The sequence below is a fragment of the Nocardia nepalensis genome (genome assembly GCF_048910785.1).
GTDB lineage: Bacteria > Actinomycetota > Actinomycetes > Mycobacteriales > Mycobacteriaceae > Nocardia > Nocardia nepalensis.
In genome coordinates, this window is the sequence record NZ_JBKBET010000040.1 from 60,448 (window position 1) to 87,088 (window position 26,641).

Genomic DNA, 26,641 nt, shown 5'->3' on the forward strand with positions numbered 1-26,641 from the left:
ATCGTCAACCTCCCGTCTATGGGCTCGGTCAGTCCATCGTCGGAATGACGAAGTGGTTGCTGTCCTTCAGACCGGAGGGCCAGCGCTGGGTGACGGTCTTGGTCTTGGTGTAGAAACGAATCGAATCCGGGCCGTGCTGGTTCAGATCGCCGAAGCCGGAGCGCTTCCAACCACCGAAGGTGTGGTACGCGATCGGCACCGGGATCGGCACATTGATGCCGACCATGCCGACCTGCACGCGGGCGGCGAAATCCCTTGCGGTGTCACCATCGCGGGTGAAGATCGCGACGCCGTTGCCGTATTCGTGCTCGTTGGGCAGGGCCAGCGCTTCGTCGTAGTCCTTGGCGCGCACGATCGAGAGCACCGGACCGAAGATCTCTTCCTTGTAGATCCGCATTTCCGGCGTGACCTGGTCGAAAAGCGTCGCACCTGTGAAGTAACCGCCCTCGCCGCCGTCCACCGACAGGCCGCGGCCGTCGATCACCAGTTCCGCGCCCTCGTCGACGCCGATCTGGACGTAGTTCTCGACCCGGCCGAGCGCATCCTTGGTGACCAGCGGGCCGAAGTCGGCGCCCGCGTCGTCGGAACGCCCGACGTTGAGCTTGGCGATCCGCTCGATCAGCTTCTCGCGCAGGCGATCCGCGGTCTCCTGTCCGACGGGGACGGCGACCGAGATGGCCATGCAGCGCTCGCCCGCCGAGCCGTAACCCGCGCCGATCAGTTGGTCGGCGACATCGTCGAGGTCGGCGTCTGGCATCACGATCGCGTGGTTCTTGGCGCCGCCGAAGCATTGTGCGCGTTTACCGTTCGCGGTCGCGGTCTCGTAGATGTATTGCGCGATCGGGGTGGAACCGACGAAGCCGACGGCCTTGACGGTCGGCGAGTGCAGGATCGCGTCGACCGCTTCCTTATCGCCGTTGACCACGTTGAACACGCCCGCGGGCAGACCGGCCTCGAGGAACAGCTCGGCCAGTCGCAGCGGCACCGAGGGATCGCGCTCGGAGGGCTTGAGCACGAAGGCATTTCCGCACGCCAGTGCCGGACCGGCCTTCCACAGCGGGATCATGGCCGGGAAGTTGAACGGGGTGATGCCCGCGACGACGCCGAGCGGCTGACGCATGGAGTAGACGTCGATGCCGGTGCCCGCGCTCTCGGTGTACTCACCCTTGAGCAGATGCGGGATGCCCGCCGCGAATTCGATGACCTCGATGCCGCGCTGGATATCGCCCTTGGCGTCGGGGATGGTCTTGCCGTGTTCGGCGGACAGCAGCGCCGCGAGGGAGTCCATCTCGTCCTGCACGAGCGTCAGGAACTTCATCAGCACCCGCGCGCGCTTCTGCGGGTTGAACGCGGCCCACACCTGCTGCGCCTCGGCCGCATTCGCGATCACGGCATCGACCTCGGCCCTACTCGCCAGCGGCACCCGCGCCTGCACCTGGCCGGTATTCGGATCGAAGACATCGCCGAAGTTGCCCGAGGCCCCGGCGACATGCTGCCCGCCGATGAAATGAGTGAGTTCGCGAACCATGCCAGTCCTGTTCTGGTAGACGACACCGCGCATCGCGCGATCTGCGGTCATCCTATAGTTGGATGTCCAAGTAAATACAGGCCGGCCGCCAGAGTGTGATTCATCCCACGGCAACCTTCCGGCGAACCGCTACACGCGCATGACCAGCGGCACGATGCGGCGCTGCGCGAATTCGCGGAGCTCGGACTCGGTGCGCAGCAGCGGCGGCGCATCCGGCGTGAGGGTGAGCGAATGCATCAGCCGCACCACTATCGCGGCCAACTCGGGCGCCTCGTCGGGCCGCGCCGGACCGACGGCGATGATCTGCTCGGTGACGAATGTCGTTGCCAGCGTGATGACTTCGGCAGCCTCAACAGTGACCGCGGGCAGCGTTTCCGACAGGACTTGTTGGACACCAACAGTTTTCAACACGTTTCTTGGACACTCGGTGAGTGGGAGCGACCAGGGACTCCGGTCCCGGCGGCCCGGTGTCGGTAAAACGAACGATTCTCGACATCCCGAAGTCCGTGAACACGGCGGGGGCAGCCGAGCGGAGTGGCAGACAACTTTGTCGGATAATCAGTGTTGTGGGAACTGAGATGGTGAGTCTGGTTGTTGCTCTCACGGGTGTTCTCGGAACCCTCAGTGCCACAGTCATCGCACAACGGGCGACCTTCAAGACTCAACAGCTGAAGGGGGAACAGCGCCGTCGGGAACTGGCGGACGATCGGGCAGAGAGTAACCACAGGTCAGTAAGGCAGGAGAAACAAGCTGTCTACGCTGAGCTCAATGCATCGGCGCGACACTATCGGTCCGTCGCTCATGACTGCCTCGTCGATAGGCGCCGTGGCCGTGAAGTCGACCTGACACTGTTGGAAACAGCACGAACGAGCTTTCGTGAGGTGGCAGCGCGAGCCCAGATGGTCATGTCAGAGCGCGCACTTGCGGTAGCCGACGAGGTAGGCCACGGGGTCGGAGTGGCGTTCCGCGCCGCGCGGGGCGACATGGACGATCTACTCTCCGACCCTGACGCATTCCAGAAACTGCACGATTGGATTGACCGCTCGCTGATCGAAGCCTTGAAACTGTTGCGTCGTGTCCTACGCGAGGACCTTGGGGTAGCAGAAACCGTTGAGGTCGAGACCGCCTGTAGATCACTTGCAGCTGAACGCGCCGCAGCGTATGACCACTCACGATACGTGGCAATGTTGAACGGCTTGATTGAGCACCCACCGCAAGAGCCGCCGCGAGAAGCGAGCATGTAACGCACAGGAAGCGCTCAGGGGTGTCGAGAACCGATCGATTCTCAGACGAGGGCCCTCACCCGACCAGGATTCGGGTGAGAGCCCTCAGCTATGTGTGGCGGCTACCTGTCGCCGGTCACAGCATCCTCGATGCCGATGGTGGCGTTGGCGAAGTACCGCACGGCGCCGGAGGCGGTGACATACGTACGCCATGTGCTGGTGCGGCGGTAGCCGTGGGTGATGAGTGTGCCATGGGCGTCGAGGGTCGCCGGGGCGTGCACCGATTCCCACCAGCCCTGGACGGTGCGCCCGGCCTCGGTGCCGTCTGGTAGCGGGAGCTCGAGGTTCGCTCGCGACACAGAGGCTGGTCCACGATCGCGCGGCCCGGATCGGCGTTCGTCAGGCGGGAGCTTCGGCGAGCGGGTGAGCCGCAGCGCGCCGACGGCAAGGAGGGCCGCGGGCGGCTGGTTGCGCGCCTTCACAACCAGCCGCCCGCGGCCACGTTGGGCCCACCGGGCGAGCCGAATTCGGTGATCGCCGCGACCACGACGGCATCGCGCATCGCGGTCGCCACGGCGGGCGCCTCGACCGTGGCCCAGGCCCCGGAACTGAACTCGCACCACTGCGCGATCCGATCGACGCACTCGGTAATCCACCGTCGGACCGGCCCACGGTCGGAATCCGGAGCGTCGAGGGCGCGCCATGTGTTCGCACTCATTTCGAAGCACCACCTTGCGAATTCGAAGAACCCCGCGATAGTTCCTGCCAGCGCAAAGGGTCGATATCCGGCAGCTGCCTCCATCGGAACTCGAGTCCGGATGGTTGTCGCCGGTTGCGGTCACGATGAGCCGAATCTCCCCGGCAATCGTTCGCCCGCCAGCGCGGGCGCGAAAGGCAGCGTGTTCGGCTAGCGATGTGACTGCCATCACCGTAGGATTAGTTTGACGTCCTAGTATCGGGCGCCATACAGGATCTCGCCGGAGGACCCCGTGGCCGATAGCACCGCGCTCCACACGCCGACCCATCCCGTCCGATTCGTGACCTCGGCCGCGCTATTCGACGGGCACGACGCCGCGATCAACATCATGCGGCGGATCCTGCAGGCGCAGGGGGCCGAGGTCATTCACCTAGGGCACAATCGCGCGGTCAGCGAGATCGTCGACGCGGTGCTCACCGAGGATGCCCAGGGCGTCGCGGTGAGTTCGTATCAGGGCGGGCACGTCGAATACTTCGAATATCTCGCCGATGCGCTGAAAAAGGCCGGGGCCGAACATGTTCGGATCTTCGGTGGCGGCGGCGGGGTGATCGTCGCCGAGGAGATCGCGCGACTTGCCGAATCCGGGGTCACCATCTTCTCCCCCGAGGACGGCCAGCGACTCGGCCTGCCCGGCATGATCAATCAGCTCATCCGCGCCTGCGATGTCGATCTCGCCGTGGAGCCGCCGGTGCTGGACGCGGTGCTCGCCGGTGAGCGGACGGCGCTCGCGCGTGCGATCACCTGCCTGCAGCAGGACACGCTGGCGGAGTGCGACCGGCAGACCCTTGCGGCGGCCGCTGCCGCGCGCAGCGTGCCGGTCCTCGGTATCACCGGTACCGGCGGCTCCGGAAAGTCCTCGCTCACCGACGAATTGGTGCGTCGCCTGCGTTCGGATCAGCAGGACAAGTTGCGGGTCGCGATTCTCGCGGTGGATCCGACCCGGCGGCGCGGCGGCGGCGCGCTGCTCGGCGACCGCATCCGGATGAACGCCCTCGATGGCGATCACATCTTCTTCCGTTCGCTGGCCACCCGGGGCGGACGCGAATTGCCGCAGAATATCGATGCCATCGTGACCGCCTGCAAGGCAGCGGGATACGACCTGGTGATCCTGGAGACCCCGGGCATCGGCCAGGGCGATGCCGCGGTCACCGAGCACGTCGACGTGTCGATGTATGTGATGACACCGGAATTCGGCGCGGCCTCCCAGCTGGAGAAGATCGACATGCTGGATTTCGCGGATGTGGTGGCGATCAATAAGTTCGAGCGCCGCGGCGCCGAGGACGCGCTGCGGGATGTCTCGCGCCAACTGGTGCGCAATCGTGAGGAGTTCACGAAATCACCCGATGATATGCCGGTATTCGGCACCAGCGCCGCCACTTTCAACGACGATGGTGTGACGGCGCTGTATCAGCACCTCACCGGATTGCTCGCCGCACACGGTCTGCACTTGGAGCCGGGCGTACTTCCCCGGGTGAATACCCGCACCTCCACCAGGTTCGCGCAGATCATCCCGCCCGCCCGGGTGCGTTATCTCGCCGAGATCGCCGAAACGGTGCGCGACTACCACGCCCAGACCGCCGAACAAATCGTTGCGGTACAGCGCCTGCAGCGCCTCGACCAGGTAGCGGCCGAGCTTCCCGATGACGCCGCGGTGGCCGAGCTGGCCGAAAAGGCTCGCGCCGCAGTACATGCCGACAATTCCGCACTACTCGCGGAGTGGCCCGAACTCGCCGAGTCCTATCGGGGCGAGGAGTTGGTGGTCCGGGTCCGCAATCACGAGATCCATACCTCGCTGCGCCGAGAGACGTTGTCCGGCAACTCCATTTCCCGCGTCGCGCTGCCTCGCTACACCGATCACGGCGAGCTGCTGCGATTCCTGCGCTCGGAGAATGTGCCCGGGCGGTTCCCGTTCACCGCCGGTGTCTTCCTGTTCAAGCGCGATAACGAGGATCCCGCGCGGATGTTCGCGGGCGAGGGCGATCCGTTCCGCACCAACCGGCGGTTCAAGGTGCTCAGCGAACATGCCGAGGCGACACGGCTTTCCACGGCCTTCGACTCGGTCACGCTCTACGGTCACGACCCCGCCGAACGCCCGGACATCTACGGCAAGGTCGGCACCTCGGGTGTCTCCATCGCCTCGCTCGACGATATGAAGGCGCTCTATGACGGTTTCGACCTGACCGCGCCGACCACCTCGGTATCGATGACGATCAACGGCCCCGCCCCGACCATCCTGGCCTACTTCCTCAACACCGCCATCGACCAAGCGCTGGAACGCTTTTCGACTACTGAAGGCCGCGAGCCCACGCCCGACGAGGCGGCGAACATCACCGCGCAGACCCTGGCGACGGTGCGCGGCACCGTGCAGGCAGACATCCTCAAGGAGGATCAGGGCCAGAACACCTGCATCTTCTCCACCGAATTCAGCCTGCGCATGATGGCCGATATCCAGGAATGGTTCGTGCGCAAGGGCGTTCGCAACTTCTACTCGGTCTCGATTTCCGGCTATCACATTGCCGAGGCCGGCGCGAACCCGATCAGCCAGCTGGCCTTCACCCTCGCCAACGGATTCACCTATGTCGAGGCCTACCTCGCGCGTGGCATGCGGATCGACGACTTCGCACCCAACCTGTCGTTCTTCTTCTCCAATGGCATGGATCCGGAGTATTCGGTGATCGGCCGGGTCGCCCGGCGCATCTGGGCCATCGCCATGCGAGATCGCTACGGCGCCAACGAACGTTCGCAGAAGCTGAAGTACCACGTCCAGACCTCGGGGCGCTCGCTGCACGCACAGGAGATGAGCTTCAACGATATTCGCACCACCCTGCAGGCGCTCATCGCCATTTACGACAACTGCAACAGCCTGCACACCAATGCCTATGACGAGGCGGTGACCACGCCCACCGAGGAATCGGTGCGACGCGCGCTCGCCATCCAGCTCATCATCAATCGCGAGTGGGGCGTCGCGATGAATGAAAACCCGCTCCAGGGCAGCTTTCTCATCGATGAGCTCACCGATCTCGTCGAGGAGGCCGTACTCGCCGAATTCGACCGCATCTCCGAGCGCGGCGGCGTGCTCGGCGCCATGGAGACCGGCTACCAGCGGGGCAAGATCCAGGACGAATCCATGCGGTACGAGCACCGCAAACACGATGGCTCGCTGCCGATCATCGGCGTCAACACCTTCCGCAACCCGCACGGCGAACCGCATCGGGTCATCGAACTGGCCCGCGGCACCGAAGCGGAGAAGCAGTCGCAGTTGCGACGAGTGCGCCAGTTCCAGAACGACCATCGCGACGCCGCGCACGCCGCCCTGGCCCGCCTCGACGCGGTGGCCCGCACCGACGACAACATCTTCGAGGTCCTGATGGACGCGGCGCGGGTCTGCACCCTGCAACAGATCACCGACACCTTCTTCACCGTCGGCGGTCAATACCGCCGCAACGTGTGAAATAGGTGGGGCGGTCAGAAGATTCGCACCTCGGGAATCGAGTCCATCTGGCGCGCCCACTCCGGGTACTTCGCCAGCTTCGCCTCGTGCAGCGCCATGATCTTCTCGCGCAGTTGGGGATCCGGCTCGTCCGATACGTCGGGTCCGATGGCGAGCGTCTGGAAGTGCGGGATGATCTGCGGATCACCGGCCAGGTGCACCGGATCGTATAGATAGCGCTCCAGCGCCGCGAGATCTTCGATGCCGACGCAGTAGGCGTGGGTCAGCCCCTCGGCGGTGTCACCCAGATTCTGGCCGACGGTCGCGAACGATACCGATTCGACCGATGCCGTGCGCTTCATCAGCGCGAGCACCTCGGCCTTCTGCTCCTCGGTGGTCTCGTCACGGAAGCCGAAGCGCAGCAGATGAACGATCATGGATACCTCCTCGTTTTGAACTTGCGAGTTCAATCTAGAGAACTAACTAGTAGATGCACAAGAGTGAACCCATTAGTTCATTCGAGCCTGCGCGGCGCTAACATGCAGGGGTGACGGGAACGACGGCGGCGCGCGGCCGCATCGATAAGCGGCAGGCGATCTTGGATGTCGCGTTCACCGTTTTCGCGCGGCGCGGCTACGACAAGGCCTGCGTGCAGGAGATCGCGGATGAGGCGGGTGTCGCCAAACCGACGGTCTACAACCACCTCAACGACAAGCAGACCCTGTTCCGGCACGCCGTGCTCGCCGCCGCCGATGCCGTATCCGCCGAAACCCTCGCGATCGTCGACCGGCTCCGCGAACCCGGCGACGACCTGACCGCCACCCTCATCGAGACGGCGCGCGAGCTGCTGGAGGAATGCTCCGGCGAGCGCGCTCGCGCACTGCGCGCACTGACCTACGCACAACTCGCCGCCTTTCCCGACCTGGCCGACACCGTGCTGGAGCGCACCTCGCGGCGCATTGCCGAAGCGTTGGCCGATCGGCTTGCGCGACTGGCCCTTTCGGGTCGATTGCGGATCGGCGACCCGACGCAGGCCGCCGAACAGCTGCTCGCACTGCTCACCGCACCGCTGGAAGCGCGGTCCAGGCTCGGCACCCGCGAGGTGAGCGCCGCCGAACGACGCGATATCGCCGACGCGGCCGTGCGCACATTCCTGTCGGCGTACGGTTCCCGCTGATTCCGAACGCTGCCACCTATACGGAGCCAATTTCGGCCCGCGCCGGGAACTGGCCGTCCGCTGGCGCGACGATCTCATCCGCACACGTCGGTTGGATCAGAGTTCTACCATGGTGTCAGCTGCGGACAGTTGTGCCGCGAACAGAGGAGTTCGCATGAATGCGGCATCGCGAAGCGATTCGATGAGAGATGACGGTCGGGCGACGAGTGGGCGTCCCGGGATCGATCATGAGGTGATCATCGTCGGGGCCGGATTCTCCGGTATCGGGGCGGCGATCAAATTGCGGGAGGCCGGGTTCGACGACTTCCTCATCGTCGACGAGGCCGATGGTGCGGGCGGCACCTGGCATTGGAATACCTATCCCGGCGTGGCGGTGGACATTCCGTCGTTCAGTTATCAGTTCTCCTTTGATCAACGGGCCAATTGGTCGCGGGTATACGCGCCCGGACACGAGCTGAAGGCGTATGCCGAATCGTGTGTGGACAAATACCGGCTGCGTTCCCATATCCGATTCGACACCACCATCACCGAAGCGGCGTTCGACGAGGACGGGCATCTGTGGCGGTTGCGCACCGGCGCGGGTGACGAGCTGACCGCACGCTTTCTGATCAGCGCGACCGGCGTGCTCACCCGGCCGAAGCTGCCGCAGATTCCCGGCGTCTGCGACTTCGCCGGGGTCACCATGCACACCTCACGCTGGGATCACGGACAGGACCTGCGCGGCAAGCGCGTCGCCATTGTCGGAACCGGCGCCTCGGCAGTGCAGGTGATTCCCGAAATAGCGCCGCGGGTCGAGCATTTGACGGTATTCCAGCGCACGCCGATCTGGTGTCTGCCCCGGCCGGATATGGCATTGCCGTGGCCGGTCCAGTGGGCGCTGCGGATACCCGGCGGCCGGACGCTGACCCGATTACTCAGCCAGACCTACGTCGAATTCACCTTCCCGATCTCGGCGCACTACTACGGCACAGTGCCGATGGCGCGGGTCGCCGAGCGGGCCGGGCTGGCCCATTTGCGCAAGCAGGTCCAGGACCCGGTGATCCGCGAAAAGCTCACGCCACGCTATGGATTGGGATGCAAACGGCCCAGCTTCTCCAATGACTACCTGGCCACGTTCAATCGCTCGAATGTCACGCTGGAGACCGATCCGATCGAGGAGATCACACCGACCGGAGTGCGCACCGCCACCGGCACCGAACACCCGGCCGATGTCCTGATTCTGGCGACCGGGTTCAAGGTGATGGAGTCCGGAAATATGCCGACCTACGATCTGCGTGGCATCGACGGCCTCGATCTCGAAAAGTGGTGGGACGACAACCGTTTACAGGCCTATGAGGGCGTGAGCGTCCCCGGTTTCCCGAACTTCTTCTCGATCATCGGTCCCTACGGCTACAACGGCTCGTCATACTTCGCGTTGATCGAGAACCAAACTCGGCACATCATGCGATGCCTGCGGCATGCGCGGGCGGACAATGCCACTCTGATCGAGGTCACCCGCGAGGCCAACGAACGATTCTTCCAGGAGATGCTGGCCCGGCGCGGCGGACAGGTGTTCTGGCAGGACAGCTGCGCGCTCGCCAACAGCTACTACTTCGACAAGCACGGCGACGTTCCACTGCGCCCGATGACGACTGTCGAGGCCGCTTGGCGCAGCGGGCACTTCGACCTGGCCGATTACCGCTTCACCAGGGTGGCCTAGCGGCGGAAGATGGCGTGCACCACATCTGGTTCGATTACGAACTCGACCGATCGCAGCTCGGGTCCGGAGCTGTCAGACGACGAATGCCGCGGCGATCTGGCGGGTCAACCTGTCCCGGGCGGTCGCGAGCGATGGGCCGTACCAGGTGAGGCTGCGTCCTTCGACCAGGGCGACCGGCAGCCCCGGGAAGGCTTCTGGGCCATCTGACCTGGTGAATACGTAGGGCTCGTCGGGCAGTAGGACGAGTTCGACGTCGCGGGTCAGCTCGTCCTCGCGGATGTGCGGATAGCGCTCGGGGCGGTCGGCATGCACGAGGCGTAGTCCGAGGCGCGCCGCCAGATCGCCCGTGAAGGTGTTGTGGCCGACCACCATCCAGGGGTTACGCCAGATCGGGATCACCGCATTGCGCGCCGGTTCGGGAGGTGGTGCGGCCCAGGATGATTCGGCTTCGGTGAGCCACTTCGGCACCGGGCCGCCCAGGGCTTCGGTGAACAGTCGTCGCAGCGAGGCGAAGCCTTCGTCCAATGTCTCGATTCTGGTGACCCACACCGGGATTCCCGCCGCGCGCAGACGTTCGACATCGATGCGGCGGTTCTCCTCCTGATTGCACAGCACGAGATCCGTTGCGAGCTCGGTGATTCGGCGCACATTCGGGTTCTTTGTGCCCCGGACGCGCTCGACATCGAGGTCGGCCGGGTGGGTGCACCAATCTGTCGCCGCGACAAGGATTTCGGGACGGCTCACCGCGACGGCTTCGGTCAGCGAAGGAACCAGGGACACCACGCGTCGAACCGGGCGGGTGATCGCCACTGCCGCGCCCAGATCATCGGTGGTCACGACAAAACCCGATGGCAGAGCACGCGCAACTGTTCGGGTGGCACGGTCGGCAGCACATTGCCGGCGCCGAGTACGAGGAGGTAGAGAATCTGCGCGGTCTCCGCCGCCGCGACCTCGTCGTATCCGCAGTCCGCGAGCAGGGCGCGTAGGACACCGAGCCGTGTGCTGTCGACGCGTTCCTTGGCCGCGGCGGCGATCGGATCGTCGAGCGCCCAGGCCCGCACGGCCACCTCGATGCTGGCGGGCTCGTCGTCCTCGAGCACCAGATCGATGAGCAGGTCGAGCCGACCGCGCGGATCGAGGTCGGCGGCATCGATGTCGCGCAGATATCGCGTGGTGTGCCGCTCCTCGAAGTAGCCGAGCAGCGCGGATCTATAGCCGGACATGCCCGAAAAGTGGTGGTAGAAGGATCCGGTGCTGAGTCCGGTCGCCGCGACCAGCTTGTCGATCGTGAGCCCCGTCGGACCGGCTGTGCCGAGGATCACCAGCCCCGATTCCAGCCATGAAGTCTTGCCTGCCACGCTCGACAGCCTATAACATAATTTTTGTTCTGTTCTGGAAGACTCCATAATCTCCCGCGTTCACGGAGGTCGCGATGACCGCGATGACCACCTCGTCCACATCCAGCGCCAGCAGATCCGCCCGCTGGGCCGCGCCCGTTCAGATGGCCGGCGCCACGCTCATCGGTCTCATCGGAGCGGCGCATCTGCTTGTCGTGCACGTCTTCAGCGGCGCCGACTCCACCGGCGAAGAGGTGATCAACGAACTGTCCAGGAGTACTACGACGACCCTGTTCGACGGTGGCAGACGGATCACCGTCTTCGACCTCAACACCGGCTACAGCGTCGGAATGGGTCTGTTCGGACTGCTTTTCGGGCTACTGGTGATCAGCGCGGTCCGTGCCGCGCCGCAGTTGATCGCCCGCTGGTCGTTTTTCAACGTCATCTGTGTGGCGATGGCCGGTGGCACCTGCTGGATCGCGGCGCTCTACTTTCCCGAGCCGGTCATCGTGGTATCCGCGCTCGCCACACTGTGTTTCGCGGCTGTGCTGGTCGCCGGGCCGGTCGAACACAGCTGAGGGCGGTCAGCGATCCAAGGCGTCATAGAGCGCACGCAGATCGCGCAGCCCCGCCGCGGCCATCGGTTCGTCCTCGGCGATCATCCGCAGCGCCCGGCGCAGTAGCAGCGGATCCAGATCGTCGACGGCGGGGCGGAATTCGACCTTCGGCAGGTCGGGCAGTTGGGTCCGATCGCCGTAGGGATCGTCGGATTCCGTTGGAAGCGTGTCACGTTCGATGCCGACGATGAGCGTGTCCAGGTCGATGCCGCGCAAGGTGAGGATTTCGCGGGGACGCTCGTCGAGGCGTTCGGCGAGCAGATAGCAGACCGCGGCCACATGCTTGCAGGGCCAGCCGGGATCCGGGCAGGTGCAGGAGAAGTCGAGATCCGCGGCCGTTGTCGGGAGCAGATGTTCGCCGAGGCTCGTCGGTAGCGCACCGGAGGCGATTTCGGCCAATACCCCTGGCGCGGTCCGGATGGTCTCGATGAGCAGTTCGAGTTCCTCGTCGCGCAGCGGTCGGATGGCGAAGACCGCCGTGAACGGGCGCGGCTGACTCCCTTGCACCTCCGCGGTGACCGCGCCCGGTTCGATCCGATAGCTCACGACCTGCCCGGCCCTGGCGTATGTGCGGCCGCGGGCGAGTCGACCGGGTTCGGCCATTGCCTCGACGGCCTCGATCAGCGCCTTCCCCCACCAGGTGCGCCCGAATCCGCCACGGCGGCTGCGTGCTTCGACCCCGCCCGCGACCGGACGGCGTTTGCCGTACTTGCTGTAGTCGTTGAAGGGGCTCAATCGCCGACCGCCTCGGCGCCGAGGGCGAAGAGCTGGCGCAGTTCGTCCGTGCTCAATTCGGTGATCCAGTTCTCGCCCGCGCCGATGGCCAGATCGGCGAGCTGGCGTTTGCCGCTGATCATTTCGTCGATCCTCTCCTCGATGGTGTCGACGCAGATCAGCTTGCGAACCTGCACATTGCGTTGTTGGCCGATGCGGAAGGCGCGGTCGGTGGCCTGGTTCTCGACCGCCGGATTCCACCAGCGATCCAGGTGCACAACATGATTGGCCGGGGTGAGGTTCAGCCCGGTGCCACCGGCCTTGAGCGATAACAACATCAACGGCGGGCCGTCCGGTTCCTGGAACCCCTCGACCATCTTGTCGCGCTGCTTCTTGGGCACCCCGCCGTGCAGGAAGGGGATCGCGGTGCCGAAGCGCTCGATGAGATATGGGGCGATGAGATCGCCGAATTCCCGGAACTGGGTGAACAGCAGCGCCTTCTCACCGTCGGCCAGCACCGCGTCGAGGACGTCCTCCACCAGCGCGAGTTTGCCGGAGCGGTGGCTGGCCCGGTGCAGTACACCCGAGCCGTCACCGAGGAAATGGGCGGGATGGTTGCAGACCTGCTTGAGCCGGGTCAGCGCGCCGAGCACGGCGCCCTTGCGCGCCATACCTTTCGCATCCTTCAGTTTGGTCATCATGTCGTCGACGACCGCCTGGTACAGCGCGGCCTGTTCCACGGTCAGATTGGCGCGCACCGTCATCTCCAGCTTCTCCGGCAGATCGCTGATGACGGTGGGATCGGTCTTCACCCGGCGCAGTACGAATGGCTGGGTGATGGTGCGCAGGCGCGAGATCGCGTTCTCGTCGCGGTCGCGTTCGATCGGCACGGCGAAGCGGGCACGGAAGGTCTGTGCGCTGCCGAGCACCTTCGGCATCGCGAAGTCCAGAATCGACCGCAACTCCTCCAGCCGGTTCTCCACCGGAGTTCCGGTGAGCGCCAAACGATGTCGCGCGGGCAGTGCGCGTGCCGCCTTCGCCTGGCGGGTGCCGGCGTTCTTGATGTGCTGCGCCTCGTCGAGTACCACCCGATCCCACTGCTGCCGTGCCAGTTCGGCTGCATCCCTGGCCAATAGCGAGTAGGTGGTGATCACCAGATCCGCATTCGCGACGGCCTCATCCAGTTCCGTCGCAGACTTGCGGCCGACACCGTGGTGCACCAGCACGCGCAGATCCGGCGCGAACCGCTCGGCCTCGCGCTGCCAGTTGCCGACCACCGACATCGGACACACCAGCAGTGTCGGTCCGGGCGCACCGTCGTCTCGTCCGCCGCCTCCGACAGCACTGTCGCTCAGGTCGGCGATTTCGCCGTCAGGATGCCGGTCGGCCCGGCGGCGTCTCATATCGCGATGCGAGATGACCTGTGCGTGTTCGGATCGCGCCGCGCTCCCGCCGCGTTCGGGCTGCTGGTGACCCGCCTCGCGTTCATGCACCAACAGCGCCAGTACCTGCACTGTCTTGCCGAGCCCCATATCGTCTGCCAGGATTCCGCCCACGCCGTAGCGGCTCATGGTCGCGAGCCAGGACAACCCCCGCTCCTGATACGGCCGCAGTTGCGCCTTCAGGCCGACCGGCATGGTGACCGGCTCGGGTTCGCGGGTCTGGTCCAAAAGGTCTGCGGCCCAGCCGGTTGCGGTGACCTCGGTGATCGGCACCTTCTCGACATGGCCGGTGACGAGTTCACCGACCAGATCGGCGAAGGTGATTTCGGTGTCGTCGAGATGGGCGGCCACATAGCGGGCGGCCGCGGCCAGCACCTTGTGGTCGGCCTGCACCCATTCGCCGCGCAACTGCACCAGATCCGATTTCGAGCGGATCAGCCGCTGCATTTCGGCCTTGGTCAGCACGGTATCGCCGAGCGCGAGTTCCCAACGGTAGGAGACGAGTCCGCGCATGCCGACGGTGCTCTCCGCGGCGGGGACGGCGCTGTCCACCCGCAGCCGCATGGTCGGGCTGGTGATATTCCAGGCTCGCGGCAGCAGTAGCCGGACACCCGCCGCCTGCAAGGCGTGCACGCCGTGCTCGACCAGATCGGCGACCACCTCGGTCGGCAGCAGCAGATCCATCGATTGCGGATCGTTCGGCAGGTCGCGCAGTCGCGGATAGGCCCGCGTCGCCTCCCCCAACTTCTCGATCGCCGTCCGGACCAGCACCGGATCGCCCAGCAGCGGAACCGGATCCGGCGCCTCGCCATCGGCGCGCAGGCAGACCTGCAGTCGCCACAGCGCCACCGAATCGTCGGCATCCATATCGGCCTCACCGAGTCCGATATCGCCCTCGGGCTCCAGCAGCCGCAATACCAGCTCCGGCTCGTCTCCGGTCAGACTCGCGCGCCAGCGTTCCAGCACCTCGGCCAGCTGATGACTGCCGCCATCGAGGGCGACGTCATCGATCAGCGCGGCCACCAGCGGATGCGCCGACGGCCGCGAATCGATCAGCTCCCTGGCAATCGGATCGGCGAGTTCGGTGACCATATCCTCGAGCAGCATCGCGGGCTTCCCCGCGACGCGCAGCGCGGGCGGCATCGCCACCGCCAACTCCGCCAGCCAGGCGCGCTGCCGCTCGCCACCGACCAGCCGCCATCGCACCCACCACTGCCCGTCATCGCGGCGCAGCTCCGGCGCGACCCGCCCGGCCCGCACCCACCGCTCGACGCCCTGCGCCACATGCGCGAGAAATCGCAGATCCCCCGAGACCGCATCGACGGGCAGCCGCTGCCGCAATGCCACCGCGGCCGCCGCAGGCACCATCGCATGCGCCCGAACCTGCTCTTGCACGCCGTTGACCAGCACCTGCGCCCGATGCCGGAACTTCGACGCCGCCAGCACCGCGCCCAGCGGCTCGGGTAGCGCGACGACCGGAGCCTGCTGCCACAGCAGCAGACCCGATCCCGGCGACCACAGACCGTGCAGCATCACCCCATCCAATCAGGTGCCTCCGACAACGATCGGACGGCGCCGACGCGGTTTCCCGGCACGGCGCAGCTTCTGCCGCGATCTCTGCACGGAATGCCGCGAGAGATCCCCGGATCCGCCAGCAAGTTGAAATAGTTCCGTTTCACAATGTGCGAGATTAAACTTGCGCCGCTAGTTTCTTGTCTGCTCGCAGCGCAGCGAGCAGATCGGAGTCAACACACATGCACATCACATCGACCATGCGCCGCCTTGGGATGGCCGCAATCACCCTGGTCACGACGGCCACCGCTGCACTCGGCATCGCCACGCCACAGGCCGCTGCGGCGCCGGCGCGAGATCCGATCCTGTTCGTCCACGGCTGGCAGGGCGGGGCGTGGAACTGGGATTACATGTGGGGCCGATTCCTGGAGGCGGGGTACTCCGCCGGGGAGATGGCGCGATTCAGCTACGACAGCTCACAGTCGAACAAGGACATCGCGCTGCAGGTGAAAGCGCAGGTCGATGCGCTACGCGCGAAAACCGGTGCCGCCAAGGTCGACATCATCACTCACTCGATGGGCGGTCTCAACACTCGCTGGTACCTGAAGAACCTCGGCGGCCTGGATTTCGTCGACGACTGGGTCTCCATCGGCGGCCCCAACCACGGCACCGACACCGCCAACGGATGCGCCGACGCCTCCTGTGTGGAGATGCGGCAGGGCTCGGCATTCCTGGCCGAACTCAACAGCGGCGACGAAACCCCCGGCCTGGTGAATTACGGCACCTGGTGGTCACCGTGCGACGAGATCATCAACCCCGATCAGAGCACGATTCTCAGCGGTGCCACCAACACCCAGACGCTGTGCCTCGGACATCTCTCGCTGCTGTCGTCGTCGACGGTTTTCGAGGGCGTGCGCGACTTCGTGAAGTAGTCGGCTGAACGGAGTTGCCCCATAAGGCCCGATGCCGTCGATCGCACTGCCTTCGGCGGCATCGGCCTGCTCTGACATTCGACGTGGTTCTCCACTCGACCTATCGGGTCTGAGCCGCTGTTCTCGTCATGCCGCGATGTCGAAGAGAGTCAGCTCATGCGCCGCCGCGGCGCGTTGCTCTGCGCGCTCACGCACCGCGCAGGTCGGACCGATTCCCTGCGAGACCGATTCCGCGGATACCAGCCAGCCGTGGCATCGGCGGCAGTGCGCAACGAGTCGTACCTCGGGCTTATCGTCGGTCACGGCCATATCGATCTCCTCCGGCCAGGGTCGTTCCACTCTGCAGCCTGACACGAGGCACCGACAGCCGCGGTGTGCGCGGATCGTCGGGTGACGCTCGCGCGGAATGGGTTTCGCTTTTCCGGGTGAAGCACCGCCCGGTGAGGGCGCGGAATCGACAGGGCGGCGGGTCTGAAAACCATGCTAGGCGTGCGACTTTCGGGAACGGAGTAGTTCGGCGTCCACAAGCGTTTACAAGCACCTACGCGCGGGCTGTGCACGTTAGGCTGGTCATATGGAGCCCGGTGCGCTGATGCGCGCCGCTCGCGAGGCGGCGGGTATCTCGCTGCGCGCGATGGCCGAGCGGAGCTACTACAGCCGCGCATACTTGTCGCTGATCGAGACCGGCCAGCGCCCGGTACCTGCCGGTGTCGTCGCTGCTTACGAAACGGTGCTGGGCGCGCACTTGGAGCGGCTGACGGCGGCGGCGCGAGCGCCAGCCAGCGTGGACGCCACCGCCCTCTCCGACGTCGCGGTGATGTTGGCGGCTACGCGCCGAATCGAGGACGCGGCAGGGGCTTTGACGGTTCTACCCGCCGTCCGGGGCATGGCCGAGATGACCGAGACCTTTGCCGGTGAGGCGCGCACGGGACGGAGCAATGCTGCGTCCCTCGCGTCAGAGATCACGCAGTACCGGGGATGGCTGGAGCACGCGATCGGAGCCGACGCCGCCGCCCGGCGCAGCCTCGGCACCGCAGTGAGCCTGGCGACGGAGTCTCGCGACCCCGACCGGCTTGCACACAGCCTGGGCTTCCTCGGCTACGTGACGTTGAGCGCGGGGGATTACGGCAAGGTCGTCGCCCTGTCGGACGCCGCGTTGGCGGTACGGGGCGCGCACCCGATCATCACGGCCTATGGGCGAATGAGGCGAGCCGAGCTGTTGGCCGCGCACGGAGAGCCGGGCGAAGCACAACGCGCGCTGGCTTTGGCCGACGCTGCGGCGGAAGCGGCGGAGGGTATCGAACCACCGCCGTCGATGTATTGGTGGAGCACCGGATTCGCGGCTGTGCAACGTGGCGGTGTGCTGGCACTGCTGGGGCATGCGGCCGAAGCAATTGGGGAAGCGACACACGGGCTGGCCGCGATGCCGGTCGAGCACCGCCGGTCCGAATGGTTGGCATCAGCGTTGCGCCGCGTCGATCCGGACATGAGCGCGGGCAATTCGCTCTGACCGCCGACGCCGACCTCCTGCTCGCCGCGACACCGTGGCGAAGGTGGGCGACGATACCGGATCGGCTCGGATGCAGCGTCGTGTCGGCGAAGTCGAGCAGGTGCTGACCGGCCGCCCCGTTCGACGCGCGCGAGACTGCCGCCTGCCGCGCAGGTCAGAGATGGTTTCCAGGGTGCCGACAGTGTGATAGGACAGGCAGGTAGAGGCTGGACATAGCGGTACGGGATGGACGCGAAAGAGTCTGTGACCTGGACGAGATGGACGGATCGCTACCACTTGGACCGAATTCGGAACATACTGGTATATCCGCTGGTCATCGCAGGAGAACCGCAGTTGGGTGTCAACGGAAGCGGAGGGCAAAGCATGACGATTCTGCTCCAGGTACTCGAGCAGAGCTTCACGCCGACTACGCCGTGGGAACGGCGCAAATTCACCTTCGTCAATGCCAGCAAGATCACCGGCATGCGCCTCGACGGACAGTCCGGCGTCTGGCTGGATCTGTCACGTCCCGGTGAATCACAGCGCTTGGCCCGAACCCTGGACCCGCGTGAGGCGGTCACGTTCCTGCTCGCCACCTTCGCCAAGATCGCCGAGTGCGAGGAGCGCGGCGGCTCGTGGCTGATCGGGCACGACGGGGCGCACCCCGAGTCCATCTCGGCCACCAGGTTCCCGCCGCGGACGAGTGAAGTCGACAGTGACGATCTGCTGGCTCGTGCGTGGTTGTGAGGCGTGACGGCTCCACTGTTGCGAGCGCTCCAGCTGAGTTCTACGAATGTCGGTGCCCGCGGGTACATCTGGCACCGTGCGTGCCGACATTCGACGATCGCTGCTTGCCCTGTTCGCGGCAGCGCTGCTCGCTCTGCCCGCGTGCGCCGACCTGGGCACCGAACCGGTCGCGGCCGCACCGGGATCCGCCGGAGTCAGCGGGGCGGGTGAGCCCAGGGGGACGGCAGCCGACGGAGTCGGCGGGGTGGGTGAACTCAGGGGGACGGCAGCCGACGGAGTCGGCGGGGTGGGTGAGCTCAGCCCGAGCCGGATACAGCTCGAGCATTTGCTCGCCTCGGTGCGGGTCATTGCCGCGCGCGGCCATCCGGGTGGTTATGAGCGCGGATGTAAGGAGGGGCAAGGCTGCGTATTCGGTCCGTCCTGGAGCGACGATTACGACGGACCCGGCGGGCACGACGGCTGCGATACCCGCGACAACGTGCTCAGCAAGCAGCTGACCGGACCGAGCTTCCGGCCCGGCACCCACGACTGCGTGGTCACCGCGGGCACCCTCGACGATCCCTACACCGGCAGCCGGATCACGTTCACCAAGGCCGATGCGGGCGATATCCAAATCGACCATGTCTATCCGCTGGCCGCGGCCTGGGATATGGGTGCGGCGTACTGGCCGCCCGAGCGCCGGGTGCGGTTCGCCAACGATATCGAGGTGAATCTGCTGGCCACCGCCGCGAGCGCCAATCAAGCCAAAGGCGATGGCACGCCATCCGAATGGCTACCGCCCGCGCGTGCGAACCATTGCTTCTATGCGGACAAGTACCTCACGGTCGCGGTCCGATACGACCTACCGGTGACCGCCGCGGATAACGCCGCGTTGAACGATATCGCCCGCAGCTGTCGGTGATTCGTATCCCGATGACCAGCGTCGACGACCCGCGACATCAGGGCTCCTGCGAAACACGTCCTGGAAGGGGGCTTACGCACCGCCTCGGAGGGGGTTCTTCTCAACGCCACCCCGGCAGATGCTTTTCAACGCCACTAGGACTCAGGCTCCAGTAGCAACCGGGCGCTTCGGGTCGTTCGACCATTGCGACCACGAACCCGGATACAGCGCCGCCTCGATCCCTGCCGCGGCGAGTGCGGCGACCTGGTGTGCGGCCGTCACGCCGGACCCGCAGTAGACCGCGACCGGCCCGGAACCGAATGCGGCGAACCGATCCCGCAGGACATCCGCGCTATGGAAACGTCCGTCGGCATCGAGGTTCTCGGCGGTCGGTGCGCTGATCGCACCCGGAATGTGTCCAGCCTGCGGATCAACGGGCTCCACCTCACCGCGATAGCGCTCGCCCGCGCGCGCATCCAGCAGTACGCCCGACCATTTGGCGGCCGCGTCGGCATCGATGACCGGCATCTGCCCCGGGTCGACCTCGATGTCGCCGAGTTCGGGATCGGGTTCCGCGCCGGTGGCGATCTCGCCGCCCGCGCTGATCCACGCGGGCAGGCCGCCGTCGAGAATCCGCACGTCCGCGATCCCGGCCCAGCGCAGCAGCCACCAGGCCCTGGCCGCGGCCATACCGCCGGTCGCGTCGTAGACGACCACCGGATCGCCGGTCCGCACACCCCAGCTGCGCGCACACTTCTCCAGCTGCGTCGGGTCGGGCAGCGGATGCCGCCCGCGCGCCGGTGAGGGTGGTGCGGCCAGTTCGGTTTCCAGATCGACGAAGACCGCGCCTGGGATATGTCCGGCCAGATAATGCTGCGGACCGTCCGGATCACCCAGCGCCCACCGCACATCGAGTAGACGAACCCGCTTGTCCGCCAATACTTCCCGAAGTTCATCCGTCGAGATCAGTACCGCGCTCAACAAAGCTCCCTGTTCCGAATCCGCACCCTTCGAGGACCGACGTTCCCCACCCTACGCACTCACGTGCGCCGATGTCAGCGCGCCTGGAAAGTACCGGCGGGTAAACGAGCCCTGCCAGAGCACACCTTCTAGATGGGATGTGCAGCCACGACACGGGGTGCGAGTCCGAGTAATTCAGTCCAGTTTCCAGCGACTGGCTGTGACAACTGGACTGATGAGCGGGGAGGATCCCAGGAATGCCCAGCCTTTCCCCGGCACTCGCCGACACCCCGACCACCGCACCGGCAGCACCGCAGGCACGGCTCACGCAGCCGATCGCGGCGGGTGTCGTTACCGCATTGGTCGGGTTCACCAGCGCATTCGCGGTAGTGCTCAGCGGATTGACCGCGGTCGGGGCCACATCGGCGCAGGCGGCATCGGGACTCTTGGCACTGTGCGTGACCCAAGCCATCGGCATGATGCTGCTGAGTTACCGGTATCGCCTGCCGATAACACTGGCCTGGTCGACGCCGGGCGCGGCGCTGCTCGCCAGCACGGGCGCGGTCGCCGGTGGCTGGGCGGCGGCGGTCGGCGCGTTCGCGATCACCGGTGTGCTGATCGTGATCACCGGGCTCTGGCAGCGGCTCGGCAATCTGGTCGCGGCGATTCCGGTGGAGATCGCGCAGGCCATGCTCGCCGGAGTGCTGCTGCCGCTGTGTCTCGCACCGGTGAAGGCCGTGCAGACCAGTCCGGCGGTGGTGGTCCCGGTGATCGTGGTGTGGCTTGCGCTGCAGCGATTCGCCAAGCGCTGGGCGGTGATCGCGGCCTTCGTCACCGCCGCGGTCGGGGCGGGCATCAGTATCGCGGTCCAGCACAAGCATCTGGATTTCGCCGCGATGACGCCCTCGCTCGAATTGACCGTGCCGCATTGGAGTTGGCAGGCGATGATCGGTATCGCCATCCCGCTCTACATCGTCACCATGGCCTCCCAGAACATTCCGGGCACCGCCGTGATGAAGTCCTTCGATTACCAAGTCCCTTGGCGCGCTTCGATGACCGTCACCGGCATCGGCACCATCCTCGGCGCACCCGCGGGTGGCCACGCCATCAACCTGGCCGCGATCAGTGCCGCACTCTCGGCAGCCCCCGCCGCGCACCCGGATCCGAAGCGCCGCTGGATCGCGGCCTGTACCGCCGGGGCCACCTACCTGATTCTCGCCCTCGGCTCCGCCGCGCTCGTCACGCTTATCGCCACCGCCCCGAAGGGCACTTTGGAAACCGTTGCGGGGCTCGCCCTCCTGGCCACCCTCGCCGCGGCTCTGGCCGGCGCCCTGAAATCCGAACAGCATCGCGAGGCGGGCGTGGTCACCTTCCTGATCGCCGCCTCCGGCGTCGGCTTCCTCGGCATCGGTGCCGCCTTCTGGGCCCTGGTCGCGGGTCTCGTTGTCCGCAAAGTCCTCGCCCACCACCGAGATTGATGCCTTCGCGGTCTGCGTCTCGATGGGACCGAACGAGACCCTGTTCTGGGTTCCGTCGAGCGTATGGTGGTCGCACACGCTGCTTTCAACCGCCATTTGGCTACGCTCGGCGAGCTGCTGGAGCGGATAGCGCTGCAATGAGCGGGTTGCTATATGCGGCTCAGAAGGGTCAGGGGATCCTCGAGTAGCCCCGCTACGGTTGCGAGGAAGCGAGACGCCAGTTCGCCGTCGATCATCCGATGGTCGAAGCTGATGCCGAGCGTGGTCACCCACCGGACGGCGAGTTCATCACGGAATACCCACGGGCGCTTGCGGATCGAGCCGAGGCACAGGATGGCCGCCTCGCCCGGATTGACCAGTGGAACTCCGGAATCGACGCCGAACACCCCGACGTTGGTGATGGTGAAGCTGCCGCCGCGCAGGTCCGCGGGGGTGGCGCGGCCCGAACGGGCGGTCTCGGCCAGCCAGCCGATCTCGCGGCACAGGTCGCGCAGGCTCAGCGTTTGGGCTTCCTTGAGGTTGGGCACCATCAGTCCGCGATCGGTGGCCACCGCGATGCCGAGGTTCACGTAGTGCTTGGTGACGATCTCCTGATTCGCCTCGTCCCAGAATGCGTTGATGCCGGGGTACTCCGCGAGTGCGGCGAGTACGGACTTGGCGATCAGGGCCAGCGGCGTCAGCGTCAGTCCCTCGAAGGATTTGGTGGTGCGCAGGTGATCGAGCAGTTCCATCGATGCGGTGAAGTCGATGGTGACGAAGGTGCTGGCCTGCGGGATGGTGCGGGCGCTCGCGACCATGGCGGCGGCGGTGCGTTTGCGGATTCCGCTGATCGGCGTGCGTTCCTCGCGGGCGGCGGGCCGGATGATGCCGCCGTTCGGCTCGGTGACCGAGGGCAGCGCCGGTAGGGCGGTGACCTGGTCGCCGGTGCGGGTCGCCACGGCACGCGGCTGCGATACCGGGACCGCGCCGCGCACATCCTCGACCGTCACCGCGCCATCGGGGCCCGAACCCGCGACGTACCAGAGGTCGATCCCGAGTTCCTTGGCGAGTTTGCGCGCCGCCGGCGTAGCCGCGGCCCTCCTCGCCTCGGGCGCACTGCTCGTCCCCAATTCAGCGGGCTCGCCTGTGGCGACCTGCGAATCATCCGGCAACGCAGCGGATTCCGCAGGCACCGGACGACGCCGCCGAGACACCGTCTCCCCTTCGGGCCCATACCCCACCAGCACAGAGGTCCGACCGTTCGCGCCTTCCTGCGCGACCGCCAGGTCATTGCGCACCCGGATCAACGGCGCACCCACCGCAATGGTCTGGCCGGGCTCAGCGAGCAACTCGACCACTGTGCCCGAGAACGGCGACGGCAGCGACACCACCGCCTTGGCCGTCTCCACCTCGGCGATCGCCTGATTCAGGTGCACCGTATCTCCGACACCCACCGACCACGACACCAACTCCGCGTCGGCAAGTCCCTCGCCGAGATCGGGTAGCCGGAATTCCAAGATATGACCCTGATCTTCGGCGGGGGCACGATCTTCCACTGGGCACCTCTCAGTCAGGCGGCGAGCGAGCGATCGACCGCGGCGAGGATGCGGTCCGGATCGGGCAGGTGGTGCTTTTCGAGCTTAGCCGGGGGGTAGGGGATGTCGAACCCGCCGACACGCAGCACCGGTGCCTCCAAGTAGTAGAAGCAGCGCTCGGTGATCCGTGCGGCGATCTCGGCGCCGAGTCCGGCGAAGACCGGCGCCTCGTGCGTCACGATCAGTCGGCCGGTCTTGGCCACCGATGCCTCGATGGTGTCGAAGTCGATCGGCGAGAGACTGCGCAGATCGATCACCTCGAGCGAATGCCCCTCCTCGGCAGCGATTTTCGCGGCGGTGATGGCGGAAGCGACGGTGCCGCCGTAGGCGACGATGGTGGCGTCATCACCATTGACGCAGACGCGAGCCCGGTCGAGCGGCAATCCCTCGCCGTCGAAGTCGACCTCGGCCTTATCCCAATAGCGCCGCTTGGGTTCGAAGAAGATCACCGGATCATCGAGCGCGATCGCCTGGCGGATCATGAAATACCCATCCTCGGGATTGCTCGGCGTCACCACCCGCAGTCCGGCCGTGTGGGCGAAATAGGCCTCCGGCGACTCGGAGTGATGCTCCACCGAACCGATTCCACCGCCGAACGGAATGCGAATCGTGATGGGCGCTATCACCTTTCCCTGCGTCCGGTAGTGGATCTTGGCGACATGCGAGACGATCTGGTCGAAGGCCGGATAGACAAATCCGTCGAACTGGATCTCACACACCGGCCGGTAGCCGCGCAGAGCCATACCGAAAGCCGTTCCGACGATGCCGGATTCGGCCAGCGGCGTGTCGATGACGCGATTGTTCCCGAAATCCTTTTGCAGCGTGTCGGTTACCCGGAACACCCCGCCGAGGCGACCGATGTCCTCGCCCATCAACACGACCTTCGGGTCGTCGTCCATGGCCCGTCGCAGCCCGGCATTGAGCGCTGCGGCGAAGGTCGTGATCATCTGGATGCTCCTTCCGGTCGAGCGGCGGTCTCGCCGGGATCACCGGCCAGATACGCCGCGTACTCGCTCCGCTCTTGGGTAATGAGCGGATGCGGGGTGGCATAGACGTGATCGAACAGCTGCGTCGGTGCCGGATCCGGCATGTCGATGGTCGCGGTGCGCACCTGGTGCGCGACTTCGTCCGCGCGAGCATCGACCTGTCGCTCGAATGCCTCGTCCCACAGGTTCTCTCGTTCCAGCAGCTTGCGCATCCGCTCGATCGGGTCGCGACGCGCCCACTCCTCGGTCTCGGCGGCGGAGCGGTAGCGGGTCGGGTCGTCGGCGGTGGTGTGCGGCCCCATCCGATAGGTGAGCGCCTCGATGAACGATGGGCCGCCACCGTTCCTGGCTCGGGCGGCGGCTTGCCGGGTTACCGCGAGGACGGCCAGGACATCGTTGCCGTCGACCTGTAGGCCCGGAATCCCATATCCGTAGGAGCGCCGCGCGATCGGTGTCGCGCTCTGAATCCGGACCGGGGAACTGATCGCCCAGTGGTTGTTCTGACAGAAGAACACGACCGGCGCGCTCCAGCTCGCGGCGAAGCCCAGCGCCTCGGCGAGATCGCCCTGACTCGAGGCGCCGTCGCCGAAGTAGGCGATGGTCGCGATTTCCGCGCCGTCGAGGTGGGCCGCGTAGGCGTAACCGGTCGCGTGCAGGCCCTGCGAGCCGACGATGATGTTCGGGTTGGTCATATTGACCGCGCCGGGATCCCAGCAGGAGTGCGCGACCCCGCGCCACATCCGGGTGAGTTCGGCGGGACGGACGCCGCGGCAGTAGGCGACGGCGTGCTCGCGGTAGCTGCAGAAGACGTAGTCATCGGGGCGCAACGCGTAGGCCGACCCGACCTGGGCGGCCTCCTGACCGAACATCGGAGCCCACAGTCCGAGCTGACCCTGGCGTTGCAAGGCGGTTGCCTCGGTGTCGATCCGGCGGGTCACGACCAAGTTGGTGTAGAGGGCGCGCAGTTGTTCCGGCCCGATGTCGGCGATCAGATCGGCATGTTCGCGATCGAACACGCGGCGGCCGTCGGGTTGGACCAACTGAACCGGATACTCGGATTTACTCGTCATTCGGGATCGCCTCCTGACCGTGGGCGCAGGGCGGGTGTGCCCTATATCACATAGCATCCACGAGATGGCGAACTGCGCAAGCGATCGACACGCGAGTAAGCAGAATGCCCAAATCTGAACGGCGATCTGATGTCATACTGCGTCGTATGACCAGTAGAGAACCCGCCGACGTGACCTTGGACGCCACCGACGCGCGGCTATTGCTGGAGCTGGTCGCCAATCCACGCGCGACCGGCGTCGAGCTGGCCACCAGACTCGGGCTGTCCCGCAACACCGTACAGGCGCGGCTTTCGCGCTGGGAGTCCAGCGGGGTGCTCGCCAGCTTCGAACGCCGGGTGCAACCGCGGGCACTCGGCTACCCGCTGGCGGCCTTCGTCGCGGTTGTCGCCGATCAGCACCGATTGGATTCGGTGGTCGACGAACTCGCCGAGGTGCCGGAAGTGACCGAGGTCTGCGGCATGACCGGGCTGACCGATCTCACCGTGCGAGTGGTCGCGACGGACGCGGACGATCTATATCGGATCGCCGGGCAGATATTGAAGATTCCCGGCGTGGAACGCACGAATATGGCATTGGTGATGCGGGAATTGGTCGGCCCGCGCACGGCCCCGCTGCTGGATCGACTCGCCGGATCCAGCTGATCCCCGCCGATCGCGAACGCCGCGGCGGCAGTAGCCGATTCGATCGGCGGTCCCTGCAACGCTGAAGGCCACGCGAATCCGACGGGCTTATAACAGGTCAAGGAATTCGGTGGCTGTCATTCCGGCCTGCCGGAGGATCGAGGCAAGCGTGCCACGCTTGATCGTGCCGCAAGACCTTCCGCACCGGAAGGTCCGACAGCGCCGGGCTCACGCTGCCGTGCCGGGAACCTGGAATGAAGTCACCAGTGGCGTGGCGGTTAGCTGAGGCTCGGGAACCTCGGCCAGATACAGCGCAACTGCTTCACAGAGATTGTTCAGGGCTTCCTCGATCGACTGCCCCTGACTGGCGACATCGACCTCGAGGCACTGCGCGACATACCAGTCCTCTTCCTGGTGTACCGCAGCAGTCAATACTCGCTGATCAACCATGGAAACAGTGTCCCACAAT

At 65.9% G+C, this 26,641-nt stretch carries 26 protein-coding genes; 11 read left to right on the top strand and 15 right to left on the bottom strand.

Annotated elements, in window-relative coordinates; genetic code table 11:
* Positions 1-28: 28 nt before the first annotated feature.
* Entirely contained in the window at positions 29-1,528 is a 1,500-nt protein-coding gene (locus ACHQ4I_RS37670; protein WP_420777069.1) for a CoA-acylating methylmalonate-semialdehyde dehydrogenase, read from the bottom strand.
* 129 nt (positions 1,529-1,657) lie between these two features.
* Positions 1,658-1,939 (bottom strand): hypothetical protein, encoded by a 282-nt coding sequence (locus ACHQ4I_RS37675; RefSeq protein WP_420776701.1) that lies wholly within the window; start codon positions 1,937-1,939, stop codon positions 1,658-1,660.
* 155 nt (positions 1,940-2,094) lie between these two features.
* Between ACHQ4I_RS37675 and ACHQ4I_RS37680 the strand changes: the two genes are divergently transcribed.
* Positions 2,095-2,772: a hypothetical protein gene (locus ACHQ4I_RS37680; RefSeq protein ID WP_420776702.1), complete on the top strand. Its 678-nt coding sequence runs from the start codon at positions 2,095-2,097 to the stop codon at positions 2,770-2,772.
* 101 nt (positions 2,773-2,873) lie between these two features.
* On the opposite strand, the gene ACHQ4I_RS37685 is transcribed toward ACHQ4I_RS37680, so the two are convergent.
* Together ACHQ4I_RS37685 and ACHQ4I_RS37690 are read right to left on the bottom strand one after the other, a co-directional pair.
* Positions 2,874-3,110, bottom strand: a complete 237-nt coding sequence (locus ACHQ4I_RS37685; protein ID WP_420776703.1) for a hypothetical protein — start codon at positions 3,108-3,110, stop codon at positions 2,874-2,876.
* A gap of 119 nt (positions 3,111-3,229) precedes the next feature.
* The gene (locus ACHQ4I_RS37690) at positions 3,230-3,469 is read right to left on the bottom strand and encodes a hypothetical protein (RefSeq protein WP_420776704.1); all 240 of its coding nucleotides are present in this window, start codon (positions 3,467-3,469) and stop codon (positions 3,230-3,232) included.
* A gap of 271 nt (positions 3,470-3,740) precedes the next feature.
* Between ACHQ4I_RS37690 and icmF the strand changes: the two genes are divergently transcribed.
* A complete protein-coding gene (gene icmF / locus ACHQ4I_RS37695; RefSeq protein WP_420776705.1) occupies positions 3,741-6,959 on the top strand; it encodes a fused isobutyryl-CoA mutase/GTPase IcmF in 3,219 nt (1,072 codons plus the stop codon).
* A gap of 14 nt (positions 6,960-6,973) precedes the next feature.
* Here icmF and ACHQ4I_RS37700 read toward each other — a convergent pair whose 3' ends face one another.
* Complete coding sequence (locus ACHQ4I_RS37700) at positions 6,974-7,375, bottom strand: Dabb family protein (protein ID WP_420776706.1); 402 nt, start codon at positions 7,373-7,375, stop codon at positions 6,974-6,976.
* Positions 7,376-7,485: 110 nt separating this feature from the next.
* Here ACHQ4I_RS37700 and ACHQ4I_RS37705 point away from each other — a divergent pair, with 110 nt between their 5' ends.
* Entirely contained in the window at positions 7,486-8,115 is a 630-nt protein-coding gene (locus ACHQ4I_RS37705; protein WP_420776707.1) for a TetR/AcrR family transcriptional regulator, read from the top strand.
* A gap of 181 nt (positions 8,116-8,296) precedes the next feature.
* Complete coding sequence (locus ACHQ4I_RS37710; RefSeq protein WP_420777070.1) at positions 8,297-9,814, top strand: flavin-containing monooxygenase; 1,518 nt, start codon at positions 8,297-8,299, stop codon at positions 9,812-9,814.
* Positions 9,815-9,886: 72 nt separating this feature from the next.
* Here the strand turns inward: ACHQ4I_RS37710 and ACHQ4I_RS37715 are convergent, their stop codons facing one another.
* Positions 9,887-10,651, bottom strand: a complete 765-nt coding sequence (locus ACHQ4I_RS37715; RefSeq protein ID WP_420776708.1) for a helical backbone metal receptor — start codon at positions 10,649-10,651, stop codon at positions 9,887-9,889.
* Positions 10,648-11,172, bottom strand: a complete 525-nt coding sequence (locus ACHQ4I_RS37720) for a TetR/AcrR family transcriptional regulator (RefSeq protein WP_420776709.1) — start codon at positions 11,170-11,172, stop codon at positions 10,648-10,650. The genes ACHQ4I_RS37715 and ACHQ4I_RS37720 overlap by 4 nt, the downstream gene beginning before the upstream one ends.
* Positions 11,173-11,246: 74 nt before the next feature.
* Between ACHQ4I_RS37720 and ACHQ4I_RS37725 the strand changes: the two genes are divergently transcribed.
* Entirely contained in the window at positions 11,247-11,729 is a 483-nt protein-coding gene (locus tag ACHQ4I_RS37725; RefSeq protein ID WP_420776710.1) for an LIC_13387 family protein, read from the top strand.
* Between the two features lie 6 nt (positions 11,730-11,735).
* On the opposite strand, the gene ACHQ4I_RS37730 is transcribed toward ACHQ4I_RS37725, so the two are convergent.
* Together ACHQ4I_RS37730 and ACHQ4I_RS37735 are read right to left on the bottom strand one after the other, a co-directional pair.
* Positions 11,736-12,503: an SWIM zinc finger family protein gene (locus ACHQ4I_RS37730; protein ID WP_420776711.1), complete on the bottom strand. Its 768-nt coding sequence runs from the start codon at positions 12,501-12,503 to the stop codon at positions 11,736-11,738.
* Positions 12,500-15,457: a DEAD/DEAH box helicase gene (locus ACHQ4I_RS37735; protein WP_420776712.1), complete on the bottom strand. Its 2,958-nt coding sequence runs from the start codon at positions 15,455-15,457 to the stop codon at positions 12,500-12,502. The genes ACHQ4I_RS37730 and ACHQ4I_RS37735 overlap by 4 nt, the downstream gene beginning before the upstream one ends.
* 221 nt (positions 15,458-15,678) lie before the next feature.
* Here ACHQ4I_RS37735 and ACHQ4I_RS37740 point away from each other — a divergent pair, with 221 nt between their 5' ends.
* The gene (locus ACHQ4I_RS37740; RefSeq protein WP_420776713.1) at positions 15,679-16,368 is read left to right on the top strand and encodes an esterase/lipase family protein; all 690 of its coding nucleotides are present in this window, start codon (positions 15,679-15,681) and stop codon (positions 16,366-16,368) included.
* Positions 16,369-16,494: 126 nt separating this feature from the next.
* Here the strand turns inward: ACHQ4I_RS37740 and ACHQ4I_RS37745 are convergent, their stop codons facing one another.
* Positions 16,495-16,677 (bottom strand): DUF6011 domain-containing protein, encoded by a 183-nt coding sequence (locus tag ACHQ4I_RS37745; RefSeq protein ID WP_420776714.1) that lies wholly within the window; start codon positions 16,675-16,677, stop codon positions 16,495-16,497.
* 265 nt (positions 16,678-16,942) lie between these two features.
* On the opposite strand from ACHQ4I_RS37745, the gene ACHQ4I_RS37750 reads away from it, so the two are divergent.
* The 3 genes from ACHQ4I_RS37750 (at position 16,943) to ACHQ4I_RS37760 (ending at position 19,505) form a co-directional block, all read left to right on the top strand.
* Positions 16,943-17,878, top strand: coding sequence for a helix-turn-helix domain-containing protein (locus tag ACHQ4I_RS37750; protein ID WP_420776715.1), 936 nt, complete (start codon positions 16,943-16,945; stop codon positions 17,876-17,878).
* 363 nt (positions 17,879-18,241) lie between these two features.
* The gene (locus ACHQ4I_RS37755; protein ID WP_420776716.1) at positions 18,242-18,604 is read left to right on the top strand and encodes a hypothetical protein; all 363 of its coding nucleotides are present in this window, start codon (positions 18,242-18,244) and stop codon (positions 18,602-18,604) included.
* 244 nt (positions 18,605-18,848) lie between these two features.
* The gene (locus ACHQ4I_RS37760; protein ID WP_420777071.1) at positions 18,849-19,505 is read left to right on the top strand and encodes an HNH endonuclease family protein; all 657 of its coding nucleotides are present in this window, start codon (positions 18,849-18,851) and stop codon (positions 19,503-19,505) included.
* Positions 19,506-19,646: 141 nt separating this feature from the next.
* Here the strand turns inward: ACHQ4I_RS37760 and ACHQ4I_RS37765 are convergent, their stop codons facing one another.
* The gene (locus tag ACHQ4I_RS37765; RefSeq protein ID WP_476445419.1) at positions 19,647-20,465 is read right to left on the bottom strand and encodes a rhodanese-like domain-containing protein; all 819 of its coding nucleotides are present in this window, start codon (positions 20,463-20,465) and stop codon (positions 19,647-19,649) included.
* A 236-nt stretch (positions 20,466-20,701) separates the two neighbouring features.
* On the opposite strand from ACHQ4I_RS37765, the gene ACHQ4I_RS37770 reads away from it, so the two are divergent.
* Positions 20,702-21,922: a benzoate/H(+) symporter BenE family transporter gene (locus tag ACHQ4I_RS37770; protein ID WP_420776717.1), complete on the top strand. Its 1,221-nt coding sequence runs from the start codon at positions 20,702-20,704 to the stop codon at positions 21,920-21,922.
* 149 nt (positions 21,923-22,071) lie between these two features.
* Here ACHQ4I_RS37770 and ACHQ4I_RS37775 read toward each other — a convergent pair whose 3' ends face one another.
* From ACHQ4I_RS37775 to pdhA, 3 genes are read right to left on the bottom strand one after another with little or no spacing between them, the layout of a single operon-like run.
* A complete protein-coding gene (locus ACHQ4I_RS37775) occupies positions 22,072-23,457 on the bottom strand; it encodes a dihydrolipoamide acetyltransferase family protein (protein WP_420776718.1) in 1,386 nt (461 codons plus the stop codon).
* 14 nt (positions 23,458-23,471) lie between these two features.
* On the bottom strand, positions 23,472-24,443 hold the full coding sequence (locus tag ACHQ4I_RS37780; RefSeq protein ID WP_420776719.1) for an alpha-ketoacid dehydrogenase subunit beta: 972 nt from the start codon (positions 24,441-24,443) through the stop codon (positions 23,472-23,474).
* Positions 24,440-25,552 (bottom strand): pyruvate dehydrogenase (acetyl-transferring) E1 component subunit alpha, encoded by a 1,113-nt coding sequence (pdhA, locus tag ACHQ4I_RS37785; protein ID WP_420776720.1) that lies wholly within the window; start codon positions 25,550-25,552, stop codon positions 24,440-24,442. The genes ACHQ4I_RS37780 and pdhA overlap by 4 nt, the downstream gene beginning before the upstream one ends.
* Positions 25,553-25,698: 146 nt before the next feature.
* Between pdhA and ACHQ4I_RS37790 the strand changes: the two genes are divergently transcribed.
* Positions 25,699-26,193: an Lrp/AsnC family transcriptional regulator gene (locus ACHQ4I_RS37790; RefSeq protein WP_420776721.1), complete on the top strand. Its 495-nt coding sequence runs from the start codon at positions 25,699-25,701 to the stop codon at positions 26,191-26,193.
* Positions 26,194-26,400: 207 nt separating this feature from the next.
* Here the strand turns inward: ACHQ4I_RS37790 and ACHQ4I_RS37795 are convergent, their stop codons facing one another.
* Positions 26,401-26,622, bottom strand: coding sequence for a type II toxin-antitoxin system HicB family antitoxin (locus ACHQ4I_RS37795; protein WP_420776722.1), 222 nt, complete (start codon positions 26,620-26,622; stop codon positions 26,401-26,403).
* Positions 26,623-26,641 lie beyond the last annotated feature (19 nt).

What these genes read in the sequence shown, in the direction of transcription:
- ACHQ4I_RS37790 (WP_420776721.1), top strand. Translation starts at nt 25,699, where the DNA reads ATGACCAGTAGAGAACCCGCCGACGTGACCTTGGACGCCACCGACGCG.
- ACHQ4I_RS37710 (WP_420777070.1), top strand. Translation starts at nt 8,297, where the DNA reads ATGAGAGATGACGGTCGGGCGACGAGTGGGCGTCCCGGGATCGATCAT.
- ACHQ4I_RS37745 (WP_420776714.1), bottom strand. Translation starts at nt 16,677, where the DNA reads ATGGCCGTGACCGACGATAAGCCCGAGGTACGACTCGTTGCGCACTGC.
- ACHQ4I_RS37670 (WP_420777069.1), bottom strand. Translation starts at nt 1,528, where the DNA reads ATGGTTCGCGAACTCACTCATTTCATCGGCGGGCAGCATGTCGCCGGG.
- ACHQ4I_RS37725 (WP_420776710.1), top strand. Translation starts at nt 11,247, where the DNA reads ATGACCGCGATGACCACCTCGTCCACATCCAGCGCCAGCAGATCCGCC.
- ACHQ4I_RS37795 (WP_420776722.1), bottom strand. Translation starts at nt 26,622, where the DNA reads ATGGTTGATCAGCGAGTATTGACTGCTGCGGTACACCAGGAAGAGGAC.
- ACHQ4I_RS37740 (WP_420776713.1), top strand. Translation starts at nt 15,679, where the DNA reads ATGCACATCACATCGACCATGCGCCGCCTTGGGATGGCCGCAATCACC.
- ACHQ4I_RS37750 (WP_420776715.1), top strand. Translation starts at nt 16,943, where the DNA reads ATGGAGCCCGGTGCGCTGATGCGCGCCGCTCGCGAGGCGGCGGGTATC.
- ACHQ4I_RS37755 (WP_420776716.1), top strand. Translation starts at nt 18,242, where the DNA reads ATGACGATTCTGCTCCAGGTACTCGAGCAGAGCTTCACGCCGACTACG.
- ACHQ4I_RS37700 (WP_420776706.1), bottom strand. Translation starts at nt 7,375, where the DNA reads ATGATCGTTCATCTGCTGCGCTTCGGCTTCCGTGACGAGACCACCGAG.
- ACHQ4I_RS37780 (WP_420776719.1), bottom strand. Translation starts at nt 24,443, where the DNA reads ATGATCACGACCTTCGCCGCAGCGCTCAATGCCGGGCTGCGACGGGCC.
- ACHQ4I_RS37770 (WP_420776717.1), top strand. Translation starts at nt 20,702, where the DNA reads ATGCCCAGCCTTTCCCCGGCACTCGCCGACACCCCGACCACCGCACCG.
- ACHQ4I_RS37735 (WP_420776712.1), bottom strand. Translation starts at nt 15,457, where the DNA reads ATGCTGCACGGTCTGTGGTCGCCGGGATCGGGTCTGCTGCTGTGGCAG.
- pdhA (WP_420776720.1), bottom strand. Translation starts at nt 25,552, where the DNA reads ATGACGAGTAAATCCGAGTATCCGGTTCAGTTGGTCCAACCCGACGGC.
- ACHQ4I_RS37690 (WP_420776704.1), bottom strand. Translation starts at nt 3,469, where the DNA reads ATGAGTGCGAACACATGGCGCGCCCTCGACGCTCCGGATTCCGACCGT.